Below are 16,770 nucleotides of genomic sequence, written 5' to 3'. Positions count from 1 at the left end.
AGATAACTATTTTATCGGACCGGCGCGCGACGACGAGGTGCTAGAGATCTGGGGAAATACCCCCGAGATGAGCTATGCTCCTGGAGATCGTGTTGCGCTACATGTGTCGACCACGGCGGATGAATGGGAGTTTGAGATCGGCCGCGACGGGCTCGAATATGTGCCGTTGCTGACCAAGAGTGGCCTGCCGGGGGAGCACCATCCGACGCCCCTGGATTGCTCGGTCAAAGGGTGCGGCTGGCCCGAGGCCTACGCCCTCACCATCCCCGATGATTGGGCACCAGGCGGTTATCTGGTCACGTTTCGCGCCCGGAAGGGAGACGACAGGATTGAAGAGCATCATGTCATCCTCATCAGAACCGCCCCCGATGCCGCGCGGCCGCCCTATGTGCTGGTTTGCGCGACGGGGACATGGCTGGCCTACAACTGCTGGGGCGGTTCGAACCATTACGAGGGCATCACAGGGCCGGACGGCAACGCCTTTTCCCCCGTTGTCTCGACACAGCGTCCCTGGACCCGTGGCTTTTGCAAACTCCCCGAGGGCGCGCCCCGTGCGCTGCGCCAACAGCCGACCAGACCGGGCGAGATGGTGCGCTACCCCTACATGGAATGGGCCTATGCCTATGGCTATTCCAAGAAATACGCCTCGGCAGGCTGGGCCAGTTACGAGCGTCACTTCGCCCGCTGGGCCGAGGGTGAAGGCTATGACTTCGACGTGATCGCTCTGCATGACCTGCACCACGACCCGGACCTGCTGAAACGCTATGCCTGCGCCGTTTTCGTCGGCCATGACGAATACTGGAGCGCGCAGATGCGAGACGCGGTCGATGCCTATGTCGAGGGTGGCGGCAATGTCGCGCGGTTCGCTGGGAATTTCCTGTGGCAGACCCGGGTTGAGGACGAAGGCCACACACAGGTCTGCTACAAGTATGTCGCAGATCGGGACCCTTTGATGGGTACAGAACAAGAGCATCTTGTTTCGGGCGCCTTTGAGGTCGCACCGGTCAATCGTCCCGGTGCGTTGACCTTCGGTGTCAACGCTCTGCGCGGGGTGTATGCCGGTCTTGGCAACTGCGTCGGAGGTGGCGCGGGTGGCTACACGATTTACCGGTCCGATCATTGGGCCTTTGACGGCGCCGGGCTTGGCTATGGCGACGTGCTGGGCGCGCGCTCACGCATATTCGGCTACGAGGTTGACGGTCTGGACTATCGCTTCGAAGACGGGTTGCCCTTTCCTACCTGCTCGGACGAGGCCGTGCCGGAGATTGAAATTCTCGCTATGGGGCTTGCCACCAACATAGAGGCCGATCACGGCATCTGGGGCGAGACGCTCTATATCGGGTCAGCGGACGCGAGGTTCAAAGCGCAGGTGCTTTTCGGAGAGGTCACACCCGAAACCTTGGATGCCTGCAAACGCGGCAACGGAATGATCATCTCGTGGCCGCGTGGCAAGGGCGAGATATTCACTGCCGCGACCTGCGAATGGGTCGCGGGCCTGATCCGGCAGGACGTCCAAGTCGAACAGATCACACGCAACGTCTTGAACAGGTTTGCTAAGTCGAAGGGGCGCTCACGGTAGCTGCTGCGTCTTGCTTGGAGCGGACCTCTGTTCAAACCGTAGCATCGGTCAAAATGGGGCTCGGACCGGACTTGCGGCGGCGCAGTACCGAGACTGAGTGACGGGCAATGCCGCCGCCGAGGTCGGCCCTTTCCGGCCATTGCCCAATTGGTCACGCGCTGCAGTGCAGCTTCACCAGACCGGACTTTCGCTGCAAGTGCTTGATACCAGTGGCCTCGAACTAACGATCTGCGGACTAAGCTGCCACCCAACTGGAATGGGTAAATGCCTGGTATTGCGCAGTCACGGACATTGCCCTGGGCTCTTTTGGGAGGTCCTGCGGTTAGTGCGGAAGTGTGGTGGCCAGTCTCGCTCCGGCGGCGGGATCGGCATTCATTTGCGGTGGGCGCAGGTTGAGCCAGCGTTGGTCGTTTGACCGGTGGGCCACCAGGCTTTTCAATCCACTGATCAACCCTTCCTCCTGCGCTGCTTTGCGGTGGGTTTCCAGTCCCGGTTGCAGCATGTCTGCTCCGCTGTGGTCACCTTCCCGCACGGCATCATACATGGCCCGAATGGCGGTGATGTTCGAATTGCAGCTTGCCGAAATGCAACCGCCTGCGCCGAGCGCCATTGCTCTGGCCAGCAGCGTTTCCGAGGCGGGAAAGACTGACAGGCCCGGCGCCGCTTCGATCACGGCGGCGGTATTGTCCCAGTCACCAGAGCTGTCCTTGTAGGCAACGACATGGTCCGGGTAGGCCTGGTTTAACCGGGCGGACAGGGCCGGCGATATCGGCACACCCGTATTCTGTGGGATGTTATAGAGGATTATCCTCGGGGCCTTGTCCCCCAGGGTTTCGATCAACTGGGCAAAGTAACGATAAAGCCCATCATCGTTGGGTGGGTAGAAAAACGGCGGCAGCACCATTGCGGCAGCGCAGCCTAGATCAGACGCGTGACGCGTAAGCGTGACAGTATCCTCGAGATTGCATAGCCCGGTGCCGGGCATGAGTTGCTCGGGTAACGCCGTGTCTGAAGCGACAAGACGCTCGAGCATCGCAATGCGTTCACTCATGGTGTTCGAAATCGCCTCGCCGGTGGTCCCGAAAGGCGAGAGGTAATGTGCACCGCCCTCCAGACAATACGCGGCATGGTCCAGAAAAAGACCCGCTGCGATGGAAAGGTCATCCTCATAGGGGGTGAGCAGCGGGGTCACGACCCCTGTCAAGCGGGCTTTCATAGCGTTTCCTTCAATACCCACGTGCCGGGTCCACGATATTGACCAGCCCCTCGCCGCGCATCCAGCGGCCGAGGTTTTGTAGGAACAATTCGAACGAGGCTTCTTCCCATTCGGCAAAGACTGACGAGCAATGCGGTGAGATTATCACATTTTCCAGCGCCCATAGCGGGCTTATCTCGGGCAGGGGTTCGGTCTCGAACACATCGAGTGCCGCCGCCGCCACATGCCCGACGCTCAGTGCATCGTAGAGGGCGGTCTGATCCACTACGCCGCCACGCGAGACATCGGCGAAGATTACGCCGGATTTCATCGCCGCGATCTCCTGCGCGCCGATCAACCCGCGCGTTGCGGGGATAAGCGGGGTAGAGACCGCGATGAAATCCGCGTGCGGCAGAAGGTCGTGCAGATCATCCGCCGCGTGCACCTCATCGACATTTTCCATCGGTTTCGGCCGGGCGCGGGTTCCCAGAACTTTCATGCCAAAGGCCTTGGAGCGGGCGGCCACCGCCCGACCGGTATGGCCCAGCCCGATAATCAGGAGCGTCTTGCCCGCCAGCGGCCTGACCGTGCGGGCGTTCCAGACCCGTGCGGCCTTGTCCTTTTGCAGTCCGGGCACGTCCAGCGAAAAATGCAAAAATCCACCAAGGATATACTCCGCCATCATCTCGGCGGCCACGCCCGCAGTATTGGTGACGGTGGTCTGGCCCGGATCCCACTGCCCGTAATGGTCGGTGCCCGCCCCGCCATTGGCGATCCAGCGCGGGCCGCCGGGGCCAAACAGTGCGTCGCGCGGAAAGCCCGGCGTGCCCGCAAAGCGAACGGAGTACACAACCTCGGGCCGGTAGCCTTCGATCAAGGCTGGCAGGGCCTCATAGCTGTTGCATTCACGAAAATCTGCCTGCGGGAATGCGGCGCGCAACCAATGGGTAAGCGGTGCTGTATCGCTGTTGTGCAGAATGATACGCGGGGTGTCAGACATGGGTTTCCTCCGCTGACGCATGGACAAGTGCTGCCAGTTCACTGAATTTGGCCTCTGGCTGCAACAAACGCTCACGCATCTGCCATAGCGCCGTACCGCGAGGCTCAGGGAGTTCTGCGGCCATCACGCGGAATTTCACCTCGACCTCACTCCTCTTCATCGGCGCCTCGGGTCCACCACGCGCCTGTACGTCGCCCGAGGCAAGTCGGGTGCCGTCCTTCAGCATGACACTGACATCAGACCACCGTCCGGCGTGAAAGCGCTTGCTGTAGAGGGCATCCTCGCGCACCGCGACGCGCGACAGCACTTCGGCCACCTTCGGATCGCTCAGCGCCGCACCGGAAATATCCCCCGGCCCGATCCGGCCATGCACCAGCAACGCGGCCAGTGCGAAAGGTAGGGAATACTGCGCCTGCGATGTGGTGGCGGGCATGTCGGGAAACAGCGCGGCGGCCTCGGCGAATGTGTTCACCTCAATCATGGTCACGTCATCGGCGGCAAAACCGTGTTCCCGTATCAGCCCCGACAGGGCGTCAAGCGCCGCAAGCGCCCAGCGGCATATCGGATAGGGTTTGATATGGTTGCGCTCAATCGTCCAGACGTCTCCCAGATCGGACCAGAATTCCTCCGCCGCATCGGCCTCGACCGTGATCGCCGGTGCACCCGCGAATCCATCCATCGCCAGAAGTGCCGCCATCGATCCGACCAGCGCGCCCATGCCCGAGCCATCGTGCAGCATGGTCGGATTGGCGATCTCGCGCATCATCTGGCTGCCCGGCCCGTGATATTCGGCGATCCCGAGCGCCTGGCGCAATTGGTCGGGGCCGGCACCCATCAGGCGGCTGTCCAGCGCCGCCACGCCCAGCGCATTCCATGCCCCGGATGTGTGATAATCGCTCACCGTCGCATGAAGGGCCTGGGCCGCGCGGGCGGCGACCTCGTAAGACATGACCAGCGCAGACAGCGCTTGGCGCGCTGAAAGCCCGGGCCGGGCCTGGGCGAAGGCAAACAGTGCGTGCACCACGGCGCAACCGTTATGCCCCTTGGGCGGGTTGTACCCGTCATGCGCGTCGAGATTGTCGATCTGCGTAGCCGTCGCAAAGGCAGCACCGGGGATCGAGGCGCGGCGGCCGTCGAACATCATGTGGGCCGCGTGTTCGGGCGCCCCGGCGACATGGAAAGCAAAAGCATGATCGCGCGCGATTCGCCCCGCCTCCATGCTTGCCGCGCCCGCCGCCACCTCGACCGTGTCGATCAGCAGCGTCGCGCCCATGTCGAGCGCGCTTTGCGGCATATCATTGGTTGCGAGTGAAAAGCTGGCAATCCGGTCGAAGCTCATAGCCGTTCCCTTTCCAGAAGCTGGCCATAGCCCGGCAGGGCTTCGCCGATACCGGCAAGCTGCATGGCCTGGAAAACCATCGCCTGATTTGACGTGATGACAGGTTTGCCCACGGCCTGTTCCAGACGGGCAATGCTCTCGACACTGCGCATGTCGGTGCAGGACAGCACGATCGCTTCGGCCTCTGGGTGATCGGCGGCAAGCCCCAGCTCAAGAACCGCCTGCGGGTCCAGTGCGCCCTGTCCGTAATTGTCCAGCTCATCGCCCACCTCGGAGCGCGCAACGGTGTCGAAGCCGGATGCCGCCAGAAACGCCACCGCCATGTCGTTGATCGCGGGCACGTAGGGCGAGGCAAAGCCGATGCGGGTCACGCCCAGCGTTTGCAGCGCATGCACCAATGCCCCGGCTGCCGTGACGGTTTCGGCCCCGCTGTCGGCCTTTATCCGTTCGGCCAAACCCCGGTCGAAGACGGGGCCGTGGGTAAGCATGGCCGAGGTGCAGCCATAAAGGATCACATCCGGGGCGCACGCCCTGCAACAGGCGCAGCGGCTCATCCAGATCGGCCGCGCCCAGCCCGTGCATCTGGTTGGCATCCGGGATCTCGTCCTGATCATAGCCCCCCATACGGGCGAAATGCATCGACACGCCATCGGGGGCCAGAAGGGCCATATCAGGTTCGAGATTGGTGTTGGTAAACGGCACGAGAATACCAAAGCGGGCACGTCCGCGCGATTGTGTCATGTCTTTTTCCCCTCTGCCCAGCGTTCAAGAAGCCCGGCCGCAATGTCGATCTTTTCTGCCGGACCGATGGTCACACGCAAGCTATCGGCCAGCCCGACCCCGCCCTGCGGACGCAGAAACACGCCCTCGGCGCGGAGCGCCTCATCGGCGCGACGCGCGTCGTCAGGGCTTTCCATTCGGATCAGCACGAAATTGGAGAAGCTTTCGGGCACGTCATACCCCGCCTTCGACAGGCGCGCGCGCAACCCGTCGCGCAAAGCGGCCGTCTGTCGGCAGGTTTCAACCATATAGTCCTGATCCGCGAGCGCCGCCGTGGCCGCCAATTGGCCGGCGACAGCGATGTTGTTGGGATTCATCACCTTGCGAAGCTCCCGGGCGATCTCGGGCGGGAACAGGCCCCAACCCACCCGCATTCCGGCTAGCCCATAGGCCTTCGAGAAGGTCCGCAGAACCACCGTGTCGCAACGCCCGACCAGATCGAACATGGCCTCGCCCAGATGATCGGCAAACTCACCATAGGCCTCGTCGATGACCAGCAGGGTATCGTCGGGCAACCCCTCGCGCAGCCGGACAAGTTCGTGGCGCGGGATACGGGTGCCGGTCGGATTGCCGGGGTTGGCGACGAAAACGATGCGCGTGTCGGGCTGGACGGCGGCAAGCATTGCATCGACACATACATGCCTGTCACGTTCCGCTGCCAGGTCGAAGCGGGCCCGCGCCATCTGTGCGGCGCTACGGAAGAACGGGTAGCCATGCGCCGGGGCCAGGATCGCGTTTCGCTCGTCGGCAAAGGCTTGAGCCAGGCAGGCGATCAGTTCCATCGACCCGTTGCCGCAGAGGATGCCTTCGACAGGGATACCGTGCAGCCCGGACAGCGCGGCGCGAAGCGCGCTCCAGTCCGGATCGGGATAGAGATGCCCGGCGTCCCCTGCCCTTGCGGCGGCCTCGATCGCCCGGCGGCTGGGTGGACGCAGGCTTTCGTTCTGAGACAGCGAAATCAGGCGCTTTCCCGCAGGTGCCTTCAACTGGGCCAGTGCGTATGGCGACATCGCTGCGATATGTCTTGCTGGTCTGATCACGGCTCGAGCCCATAGATGTCATGAGCGGCTTGCCTGCTGATCAGCCCCTCGTCCAGATCGCGCCGGATGTCGTCGGGGTCGCGCTCCCGTGGCGGACCGAACCCCCCGCCGCCCGGGGTTTCGAAGATCAGCGTTTCACCGGCCTTCACGCGAACCTCACCCTTGCCGGGCAGGTCCGGGCCATCACGGCCGATGCGAATACGCCCCGGCGCAGCGGCCTGTCCTCCGAAACGCCCATTTGCCGGGTTCAGGACCCGCTCGACCGAAAGGAACAGCATGAAATCCGCGTTGTCGGAGGACCGCATTTCGATGACCTGACCCAGCCCGCCGCGTGTGCGCCCGGGCCCGCCGCTGTCCGGCCTGAGTTCACGCCGGGTAATCAGAACCGGCGCGACCGCTTCGGTGGTCTCCACCTGACTGCCCCAGACACCCGACGGAAAGGCGGTTGCCGACAACCCGTCCAGGCCCGGCCGCGCCCCGGTTCCGCCGCTGAACACCAGTTCCAGCGCGAACTGTTCGTCCCCCCGCGACACCGCCTCGGGGGTGTGGCGAAGCGGCAGGTCATACATGCATGACGCGCCTTCGGCGGGCACCCGATCGGGCAGGGCATGCGACAGGCAGCCATAGACCAAATCGGGCGTCATCTGCCCCAGCGTATGACGCATGGCCACCGGTGCGGGAGGCTGGGCATTCAGGATGCAGTTCTTCGGCCCGGTGACGTGAAACGGCGCCAGCGAGCCCGCGTTGTTGGGAATGTCGGGCCCGATGATGCAACGCAGGGCAAACACCGAATAGGCGGTGGCATAGTTCAGCGGCACGTTGATACCCTTGTTCGACAGGCCCGATGTGCCGGTGAAATCCAGTGCAACCCGATCCTCGGCAATGGTCAGGGCGGCGTGCAGATCGATCTCCTGCTCATAGCCATCCACCTTCAAGACATTGCACCACGTCCCCTTGGGCAATTCCGCGATGGCCTCGATCGTACCGCGATACGACGTGTCGATGATGTAGTCGGCCAGCTCGTCCAGATGGTCGATGCCGAATTCCGCCATCATGCCCGTAAGCCGTTCCGCCCCGGCCTCGCAACAGGCGATCAGCGCATAGATGTCGCCCTCGTTGGCGATGGGTTCGCGCGAATTGGCCTTGACGATCTCCATCAGGAGCGTGTTCAACGCGCCCCCATCCACAAGCTTGCAGGGCGGGATCAGAAGCCCCTCGTCATAGATGTCGGACCCCTCGGGGCCCATGCCGAGCCCCCCCAGATCCACCAGATGCGAGGTACAGGAGGTGAAGCCGACAATGCGATCCCGGTAAAACACCGGCATCATCAGAAGAAAATCGTTCAGATGGCCAGAGGCGATCCAGGGATCGTTGGTCATGTAGATGTCGCCGGGCTTCATGTCCTGAAGCTCGAAACGCCCGCGCAGGGTCTTTACCGCCTCGGCCATGGTGTTGATATGGCCGGGCGTGCCGGTCACCGCCTGCGCCAGCATGCGCCCCTGCAAATCGAAGATACCGGCCGAGATATCTCCGCACTCCCGCACGATGGGGCTGAAAGCCGCGCGGATCAGGGCCTGCCCCTGTTCCTCGACCACCGCCAGAAGCCGGTTCCACATGACCTGCAGTCGCGTGTCGGTGGTGCTCATCGGTCGCCCTCTCGGTTGCGTATCAGCCAGATGTTACCGCCGCCGTCCACACTGGCCGAGAAATCGGCGCTGACGAATGTTGTGGTTTGCGGTTCGATGATCAGGGCCGGGCCGTTAAGATGATCACCCGGTCTCAGCGTGTCGCGGTCATGAATATCCGCCTCGCGCCATGTGCCGGTGACATCGCACAGGATGCGCCGCTGCCCGGTCGGTTGTGCGAGCCGTTTCTGTCGGGGTTCCTGGTGTCGGGCCAGCGCCGGCGGCTCTGACGATATCTCCAGCGCCCAGTTCAGCACCTCGATGGTCATTCCGGGCACGGCCCGGCTGAACTGGCGGCTGTATTCCTCTTCGAAGACCCGGCGCAGCGCAGGGATGTCGGCCTCTTCCAGCGCGCGATCGGGCAGCGGGATCTCGATCTCATGACCTTGCCCGTGATAGCGCATGAAAGCCTGCCGCCGCCCGGTCAGCCGACCCTGAGGCGCACCGGCCCGAACCACGGCTTGAGCTTCTTCGATCATCGCGTCAAAGAACGCGTTGTGCCCATCCAGATCAAGCGCCTCAAGCGTGCTATAGCGCGAGCGGATGATCTCGAAAGAGACCGGCGCGAACAGGAACCCGACGGCCGAACCGACCCCGGGATCGCGTGGGATCAGGATGCGGTTCACATGCGCGCGCCGCGCCACCCGGGTGGCGTGCAACGGGCCATTGCCGCCAAAGGCGATCATCAACCGCGCGCCCAGATCCTTGCCCGATTCAACGGCATGCATCCGCCCCGCCGCGGCCATATTCTCATCCACGATCTCGCTGACCCCATGGGCGGCCTCTGCAGCGTCAACTTCCAACGCCTGCCCGACGCCTGATACAAGCGCAGCTTCAGCTGCTTCCTCGTCGATCCCAAGCCGGCCCTCGGCAAAACGCCCGGGCTCGATCAGCCCCTGCACCACGTCCGCATCGGTCACCGTCGGCTCGGTTCCGCCCTTGGCGAAAGCAGCGGGTCCGGGCTCGGACCCTGCACTTTCGGGTCCGACCTGAATGCGGCCCAACCGGTCCACATGCGCGATCGAACCGCCGCCGGCGCCAATCTCGATCATCTCTATCACCGGGATGCGCACCGGCATGCCTGAGCCCTTGATGAACCGCGCAGCGCGCGCGATTTCAAACTTGCGGGCGGTCTGCGGGCGATACTGGTCGATCAGACACAGCTTGGCCGTGGTGCCACCCATATCGAAACTCAGCACCGCCCGCTCGCCGGTCTCAGCGGCGATACGCGCGGCAAGAATGGCGCCGCCCGCAGGACCGGATTCCACCAGCCGGACCGGCAGACGCGCGGCGGTCTCCATCGCCGTCATTCCGCCGCCCGCGGTCATCATCAGGATCGGGCAGGTCAGCCCCTCATTGCTAAAGCGGGCCTGGAAATCGGACAGGTAACCGGCCATCTGCGGCTGAATATATGCATTGGCGATGGTGGTTGAGAGCCGGTCGAACTCGCGCGCCTCGGGGCTGACCTCGTGCGACAGCGAGATCACCAGACCGGGCATGGCTTCCAGCAGAAGATCGCGCAGCCTCAGCTCATGCGCCGGGTTGGCATAGGCATGCATTAGGCAAATCGCCACGGCGGCGGCACCACTGCCCCCGATCTCCGCCGCCAGCCGTGCAACGGCCTTCTCATCGAGCGGTTGCAAAGCGTGTCCGCGCGCATCCATCCGTCCTCCGATGGTAAAGGCGCGCGCGCGCGGCACGATCAGATCGGGCTTGACCAGGTTGATGTCATACTGGCTGTAGCGGCGCTCATAGGCGATCTCGAGAATGTCGCGAAACCCCGCACTCGTCACCGTCGCCACAACCGCCCCGCGCCGCTCGATCAGGGCATTGGTGGCAAGTGTCGTCCCATGGATGAAGCCGCGGATCTGCGACCAGCCCGTCCCGGTCTCGGCCAACACGTGCTGGGCGCCCGCAAGCGCCCCAAGGGTCGGATTTTCAGGGGTGGTCGGTGTTTTGGTGGTGGCAAGGATATGCCTCTGCCCATCAACCAGGACTGTGTCAGTGAAAGTGCCACCAATATCGACGGCAAGGCGTAACCCGTTCGTGTTGTGCATGTTGAGAAACCAAAAAAGCGGGAAAGTTAGAAGAGGTGTGGATACCCGGTTCAGCAACTGCTGAATCGGCCAAAAGGCAGCTTCACGTCATACCACGAGATCACAGCCGGTTGCCCGACGTCCCTGGTTTACCATCATGCATTGGGCCATATTTGGCGGCTCTCGCTCTTTCCAACTTCAGAAAGGCTGCCCGAGCACAGGACAGGCCGTCAACAGAAATGTGAACCTGTCCAGCAGGCACTCGCGAACGCAGAGTTACTTGCAGATTACAGCAATCAACTCACATATCAGTGTTCGTTCTCAGGAAATTTTCCCATGACTAATGTCCGGTTTCACCAGTATTTAACACCTTCGCGCAAGCTGCAGCATTTGTTGTTTTGGGCTCGAAGCCGTCATGCGGCGATGCAACAGAGGGCACCGGACCCCTGACCGGCGTCACGACGGTTCCCGGCCCGAAGCTGCCGTTGGCCACCTCATCTCGATGCTGCGACTGCAGCCCGCATTGCCGACTTTCGCTGCAACCGCAAAGTCTGGATGGGATCGAACTCACACTCTGCGGACAAAGTGGGAATTCGCTGCGTTTGCACCAATGTCTGCAAAGGTGAATTCCAGCAAATCTCAACGTAGAGCCGAAAGAGACAACTCTAAATTGCGGCACCCGTCACAAGAAAACCGCTCGCAAGAATGACATAGTGAAGAATGATCCAGAGCGTGCTTAGTTTATACTTGGAAGATATCGGAAAGTCAGCCTCGTTTTTCTCGCTGGCCTTTCTTCGAAGTGCTTCAAGATCAACGCCCTCAATCGCCTTGTTCATTGCATCAAAGTATGCGTAAGAACGATTTAGATGTAATCTACTTCGTTCGTACTGTTTGTGCGTGAAAATTGCTCCAAATAGACCCAAAATGATCAGCAGTGCACCCGCCAATACATCGGCCCCCTCAAGTTTTTGGTCAATGGCTGTAAACGCAATCAGTGCTGCTGAGATTGTAACTAGCAAACCGGAGGTGGCAGTCCTCTGCTGTTCGTGGTGCTTGGAAAAAGTTCGGTCTTCTTCATACAATCGCCATAGTAGTTCCATTTCAGGTTTCATTTTGCACTCCTAAGGCGATCTCGTATAAGTCTTCACGGCTTAACGGTCTTTCATGAACGTTAATCATTGTCTTCGCTCCAGCCGCAACACTTGCAAAGTACAGGATTTCCTCCGCAGATTTACCATTCTGTGCGGCGAGTGCGGCAAAGCCAAGCATTATGTCGCTACACCCAACTGCATCGACAACACAACTTGACATAGCAGGCGAAGAATATGCTCTGTAATCGTGTTGAATTACTGCACCGTGTTCTGCGTCTGTCACAATAGTGTATGTCGACTTAAATTTGCTATGTAGCCGGAGCGCTAACTCTTGAACAGGAACGCCTGTTTTCAGAAGATTAATTTCCGCCTCTACTTTGTTCAACAACAGAAGGTCAGTGCTTTCGTATTTCCATATCTGATGAAAAGGATACTTATCCTCGTTTGCTTGACAGTTAAGTGCAACAAATCGTGCATTTTGAGAGATAGATTTTCTAACATCAGAATTCAGTAAGCCGTGTCCATAATCCAAGACAATCACAAGATCAGCTTCAGAAAATACCGATGCCAATTCCTGCAGGGGCGTCAGAGATAACGTAATTTCCTCCGAAAAAACACAGTGATAATGAAAAATGTTGCTGTTATGACCAGAAAAAAAACGTGTTTTTGAAATACGTTCCCGTGATATCGGAATGACATCCATTCTCTCTAAGTTTGTCGGAAACTCATGGGTCGAACAGGTAACAAAGTGGACTTTGGAGACAAAATTCGAAAGATCACGAGCAACTGGATAGGCTCCGCCTGGGAATTCTCTTCGTTGAAGCTGTTTGGTTATTGTGTATTGGTAGTCCGACGGGCCAGATAAACGTTGAGTGTTTACAAAAACATCTCGAACGCACTCGCCTATAACAACGATTTTCTTGGTCGCACATTCCTTTAGCAATCGTTTCAGTTCTTCAATCAACGCGTTCAATCCTATTGTCTAGTTCATCCCGACGCTTGCAGTGTTGTCGTTTTGCGCATCTTGTTGAATTATTCCCGACAAGTGAAGCGACCGCAACAGCCCGTTAGTTGTTGCTGCCAATCAACCATAGCAGTCATTGGTGCACCTCGCAGCATCTGGCATTTTGGGCTCGAAGCCGTCATGCGGCGATGCAACAGAGGGCACCGCACCCCTGACCGGCGTCAAGACGGTTTCGGCCCTCTGCGGACATTGGACAAGGCCATCAAATGCTGCAATGCGGCCTACTGAAGCTGCCGTTCGTTCCCAATCTTGCGATGCAGCCAAGCGCCTCAGTTCCCTACACACTCGAAGCAGCAGCGTACTTTGTGCTCAGGAACACGTCATCAGACGCGACTGTTGGACCTACCTTGAATGAACGGCAAAAAGTTGTCGAACCATGAAACGAAGTGTCTCAGCCAATACTCTGAGCGAGAAAATTTGTGCAGAGCGGACCGGCCTGCTCCGTTTGCTAGAAATCGCTCAACTACGTTTTGGCCGAAACCGTCGATTCTCACTTCATCTTCGTTGAGGTCATCAATTTGATATTTTTCCTCGACCCAATGACGAGCTTTCTCTGAAGCGCATCGCTGACGATATCTACACGAACTTACACCTTCCTTGACATCGAAGTAGAGCCACAGACAATCACCAGTATTTGGGTCGTTTTGTGCCAAAATTAAACCCTCAAGCTTTTGTTTCTGTGCCACAGGGTATTCCGGATAGAGGCTGCACACGATCTCCATAGGAAGGAAATTCTCAATCTCTCTACCCGGCGTAGTAATAATTGTCCCAACAAAGTTTTTTCTGTCCGCGGTAGACTTCGCTTTTCGGAAGGTCTCCGAGTTTGGAGAAAATGGCGTAAGCTTGTCATGGTCGCAAATGCAGACAAAAATTTGGTTCAAATCGGTAATCCGTTCCACCTCTTGATATGTCGTACCGCCTCCGCCATTGGTGACCTGAAACGCTATGTCTCTAATGCCACGGCGTCGGGCCTCGTGAGAAATGAGCTCACCAAGTAATTCACCATCATTTGTCGCGTTCTCCAACAGCAATACTGTCTTCTCAAGGAAGCGACTTGCGAGAACTTCTTCAACACCGATTGACCAAACATGATCGGTAACCGATGCTAATTTTTGCTGAAGTGCATCAATCTTCAGCGTTCTGGATGTTGGAGCGTCACGTAGACCGCCTAGTTGAGTAAACTCTTCCCTGACTTTCTCAAGGTGCGCCCGGTCTTGGCCAGAAAGCGCCAGATTTTGGGCCGCCCAACGCGCCAATTCGCGAGGAACTATAACAATGTGATGACCGCGTCTACTGCTCCTTAAAATTTCCGAGAAAAGTTCTTCGGACCTTTTGGTTGATAGATCGCCTAGCTGTGCGATAGAAAGCTCTAAGGAAATAATCATTTAATAATTAAAGAACCCGTAGGGCCAGTCCCGCAGCGCACCATTGTCATCAAATGTCGACGTAGAAATCTCTGTATTGAGCTCTTCTCCTTCGCCCCTTGCAGAAAATATAACAACTTGAACGTCATTCGCAGCAATCTTGCCATACTCAATCAGTTCGCCCAGACGATTGATCAATGCTTCGCTGTGGGTCTCAATCAGTAATACCGCCTCTGGACCGGAAGCGTTACTTCGTTCAATAGCGCTTTGAAAAACATCCGCTAGTTTAGCTTGGTGAGCAGGGTGGAGGTGGAGTTCCGGTTGCTCCATTGTAATAGGTCTCAAGCCGTGGCGCATTTGTCTGGTGTAGTTCCGGGGTATCTGCGTAGCCCACCAGATCTGCGCGAGAACCGGTAATATCTGAGACACGCCGTAGCCTGTGTCCGCGACATTTACAGAAATGGTGCGTTGCCGCAGCTTAATGCTGACATGACCTTCTTTCCGCTCCACTAAGACGCCGAACCCAAAAGCCTCCTCGACCCAGTCAGAAAATCGGCCCTGCTCCGTAGTGCTAAGTGAGGCTAGGAACATTGGAAGGTTTTGCCCGTCAGGACTGATTTCAGACACTTCTAGCTCTTGAGAACGATAGTATCTCTCACTGCGAGCTCTTGCGGGACCTAGGTAGGTCGTATTTCGAAAAAAACCCTTCAGAACAGAGGATACCCGACCAACAGTTATTAGAGCATGGTTTAACGCACATAGATGATCGATTTCTGCAAGTGTGGTCGAAGCTTCATCCTTCAACCAACGATCATACAGCTTCCGAAAAGACCTGTTTCCAGCTCGCAAGCGCAACTGTTGAAGACTAGTTGGGTCAAGTCTAGGATGGTTTAGGATGCGTCTGGCCTCGATTGCCAAATTTTCTTCCGAAATACGCTTGTCTACTTGTTGCCTAAGACGCTGTGAGATTGCGCTTCCGATTTCGGAAGCAGCTCCAACAACACGTCGCAGTGACTTCCCGTCTTTCCGAACCTGCCTTACAAGAACCGGCCTATCGAAAATATCACTAGCTCGAAAATAGACAGCAACGTTTGGAATCAGGTCTGACAACCGTTGACCATTGATTTGAAAGTCGCTGCATTCTCGCCCATCTTTCTCGAATGAAGCGACGGCTGAAATGCGATCCTCGGGTATTTCCAGAGCTATCCTTCTGCGAACTGTTCGCCTCAGTTGTTCTCCCAATGAGATGCTCAATGAGACGGCTTGGTACGAGATTTTCCTTCTGCTGGAGCGGTAAGCATATTCATTATAATAGTAGATTTCATCTTCAACATCGCGTGTATCGAGGTCCTCCACCCGGAAGTTGAAAGTAATGTCACTATCTTTGTCACCATTGCTCACTGCAGCATCAAAGTCACCGAAGTCAACGTAATCACCATACCAGAGAATCGGGGCGCTCGATTTCACTTCAAGTGATTGCCGCATAAGCGCAAAAGAACGAAGATAGGTGCTCTTTCCCGCACTATTTCTACCAATCAATATGGTAATAGGCCTAAGCTCGATTTCAGGTGTGCGAGTTAGAGACCTAAGGTTCTCAACTCCATAAGAAATTCTCATTTCATACCTTCTACATCGAAGAAATCCTGAACTGTAGAAACTGCACCAATGCCTACAGAACTATCCACACCCCTCGGAGCAGATTGCGATTGTTTCTGGCGCTGCGCAAGATCGAAGTTCTTGCGATGTGCGAACAAGACGAGCGCCAAGACCCTTGCTTGCATCTTTGATCTGCACGACACATGTTTGCGTCCGCTTTTGCGAATTCAGCAGGGTCCTACGCATGCGCAGCGAACGGCCGCTCCCCGCCCTTTGCTTTTCGTCGCAGTCGCGTATCGCAAAAAAGCGGACCTCAGATTGAACAAACCGGACGGCAGCTCCTTCCGCGCTCTGTGAGTTCGGTGTCGTCCTGATTTCGCGCCTGAAGAGAATGGCAGGTTTGACAGGCCGCGCCGCTGTATTGGCACCGTTCGGCCACGGGTTACCCACGACCGCGATGAGCTCTGCGATGCAGAACCATCCCCCAAGACGTGCCTCACACAACAAAAAAGGCCGCGCAATGCGCGGCCTTTTTCGTGTTCTGGGTCCGAAACTTAGCGCTTCGAGAACTGGAACGAACGGCGGGCTTTGCGCTTGCCGTATTTCTTACGCTCGACCACGCGGCTGTCGCGGGTCAGGAAGCCGGCGGCCTTGAGCGCGCCACGCAGCGAGGGATCGTACAGCTGCAGCGCCTTCGAGATGCCGTGCTTGACCGCGCCGGCCTGACCGGTCAGGCCACCGCCCTTGACGGTTGCCATCACGTCGAACTGGCCTTCGACACCGGCCACCTGGAACGGCTGGCGCAGGATCAGCTGCAGAACGGGGCGCGCGAAATAGGCGTCCTGATCCTTGCCATTCACCACGACCTTGCCCGAACCCGGCTTGATCCAGACGCGGGCAACCGCATCTTTCCGCTTGCCGGTGGCATAGGAGCGGCCCAGCTCGTCGCGAACGGGTTCGCGCGGCTCGTCTGCGGCCAGGGATTCGAGGCCTGCAACGGCGCTCAGCTCTTCGAGAGTATTGATCTGATCAGCCATCGGT

General features: G+C 58.5%; 13 protein-coding genes. 1 reads left to right on the top strand and 12 read right to left on the bottom strand.

Annotated elements, in window-relative coordinates:
* Positions 1 to 67 precede the first annotated feature (67 nt).
* Positions 68 to 1,579, top strand: coding sequence for a N,N-dimethylformamidase beta subunit family domain-containing protein (locus SPO_RS08635; protein WP_230981789.1), 1,512 nt, complete (start codon positions 68 to 70; stop codon positions 1,577 to 1,579).
* Positions 1,580 to 1,901: 322 nt separating this feature from the next.
* On the opposite strand, the gene SPO_RS08630 is transcribed toward SPO_RS08635, so the two are convergent.
* From SPO_RS08630 to rpsI, 12 genes are all read right to left on the bottom strand, one after another.
* On the bottom strand, positions 1,902 to 2,771 hold the full coding sequence (locus SPO_RS08630) for a dihydrodipicolinate synthase family protein (protein ID WP_202807078.1): 870 nt from the start codon (positions 2,769 to 2,771) through the stop codon (positions 1,902 to 1,904).
* 34 nt (positions 2,772 to 2,805) lie between these two features.
* Positions 2,806 to 3,774 carry a D-2-hydroxyacid dehydrogenase gene (locus SPO_RS08625; protein WP_011047435.1) on the bottom strand — a complete coding sequence of 323 codons (969 nt, stop codon included), beginning with the start codon at positions 3,772 to 3,774 and terminating at the stop codon, positions 2,806 to 2,808.
* The gene (locus tag SPO_RS08620) at positions 3,767 to 5,113 is read right to left on the bottom strand and encodes an MmgE/PrpD family protein (protein WP_011047434.1); all 1,347 of its coding nucleotides are present in this window, start codon (positions 5,111 to 5,113) and stop codon (positions 3,767 to 3,769) included. Before SPO_RS08620 ends, SPO_RS08625 begins: the two co-directional genes overlap by 8 nt.
* Complete coding sequence (locus SPO_RS08615; protein ID WP_144083986.1) at positions 5,110 to 5,706, bottom strand: maleate cis-trans isomerase family protein; 597 nt, start codon at positions 5,704 to 5,706, stop codon at positions 5,110 to 5,112. Before SPO_RS08615 ends, SPO_RS08620 begins: the two co-directional genes overlap by 4 nt.
* A 144-nt stretch (positions 5,707 to 5,850) precedes the next feature.
* Positions 5,851 to 6,903: a pyridoxal phosphate-dependent aminotransferase gene (locus SPO_RS08610; RefSeq protein ID WP_044028141.1), complete on the bottom strand. Its 1,053-nt coding sequence runs from the start codon at positions 6,901 to 6,903 to the stop codon at positions 5,851 to 5,853.
* 26 nt (positions 6,904 to 6,929) lie between these two features.
* On the bottom strand, positions 6,930 to 8,579 hold the full coding sequence (locus SPO_RS08605; protein WP_011047431.1) for a hydantoinase B/oxoprolinase family protein: 1,650 nt from the start codon (positions 8,577 to 8,579) through the stop codon (positions 6,930 to 6,932).
* On the bottom strand, positions 8,576 to 10,675 hold the full coding sequence (locus SPO_RS08600; protein WP_011047430.1) for a hydantoinase/oxoprolinase family protein: 2,100 nt from the start codon (positions 10,673 to 10,675) through the stop codon (positions 8,576 to 8,578). The genes SPO_RS08605 and SPO_RS08600 overlap by 4 nt, the downstream gene beginning before the upstream one ends.
* 644 nt (positions 10,676 to 11,319) lie before the next feature.
* On the bottom strand, positions 11,320 to 11,766 hold the full coding sequence (locus SPO_RS08595; RefSeq protein WP_144083985.1) for a hypothetical protein: 447 nt from the start codon (positions 11,764 to 11,766) through the stop codon (positions 11,320 to 11,322).
* Positions 11,756 to 12,709 (bottom strand): hypothetical protein, encoded by a 954-nt coding sequence (locus SPO_RS22850; RefSeq protein ID WP_144083984.1) that lies wholly within the window; start codon positions 12,707 to 12,709, stop codon positions 11,756 to 11,758. The genes SPO_RS08595 and SPO_RS22850 overlap by 11 nt, the downstream gene beginning before the upstream one ends.
* A gap of 383 nt (positions 12,710 to 13,092) precedes the next feature.
* On the bottom strand, positions 13,093 to 14,154 hold the full coding sequence (locus tag SPO_RS22845; protein ID WP_144083983.1) for a hypothetical protein: 1,062 nt from the start codon (positions 14,152 to 14,154) through the stop codon (positions 13,093 to 13,095).
* The gene (locus SPO_RS22480) at positions 14,155 to 15,750 is read right to left on the bottom strand and encodes an AAA family ATPase (protein ID WP_011047428.1); all 1,596 of its coding nucleotides are present in this window, start codon (positions 15,748 to 15,750) and stop codon (positions 14,155 to 14,157) included.
* A gap of 533 nt (positions 15,751 to 16,283) precedes the next feature.
* Positions 16,284 to 16,766: a 30S ribosomal protein S9 gene (gene rpsI, locus SPO_RS08585; protein WP_011047427.1), complete on the bottom strand. Its 483-nt coding sequence runs from the start codon at positions 16,764 to 16,766 to the stop codon at positions 16,284 to 16,286.
* Positions 16,767 to 16,770 lie beyond the last annotated feature (4 nt).

The organism is Ruegeria pomeroyi DSS-3, from assembly GCF_000011965.2.
GTDB lineage: Bacteria > Pseudomonadota > Alphaproteobacteria > Rhodobacterales > Rhodobacteraceae > Ruegeria_B > Ruegeria_B pomeroyi.
Note: the sequence above shows the minus strand (reverse complement) of the source record. Positions and strands in the feature narration are given on the sequence as shown.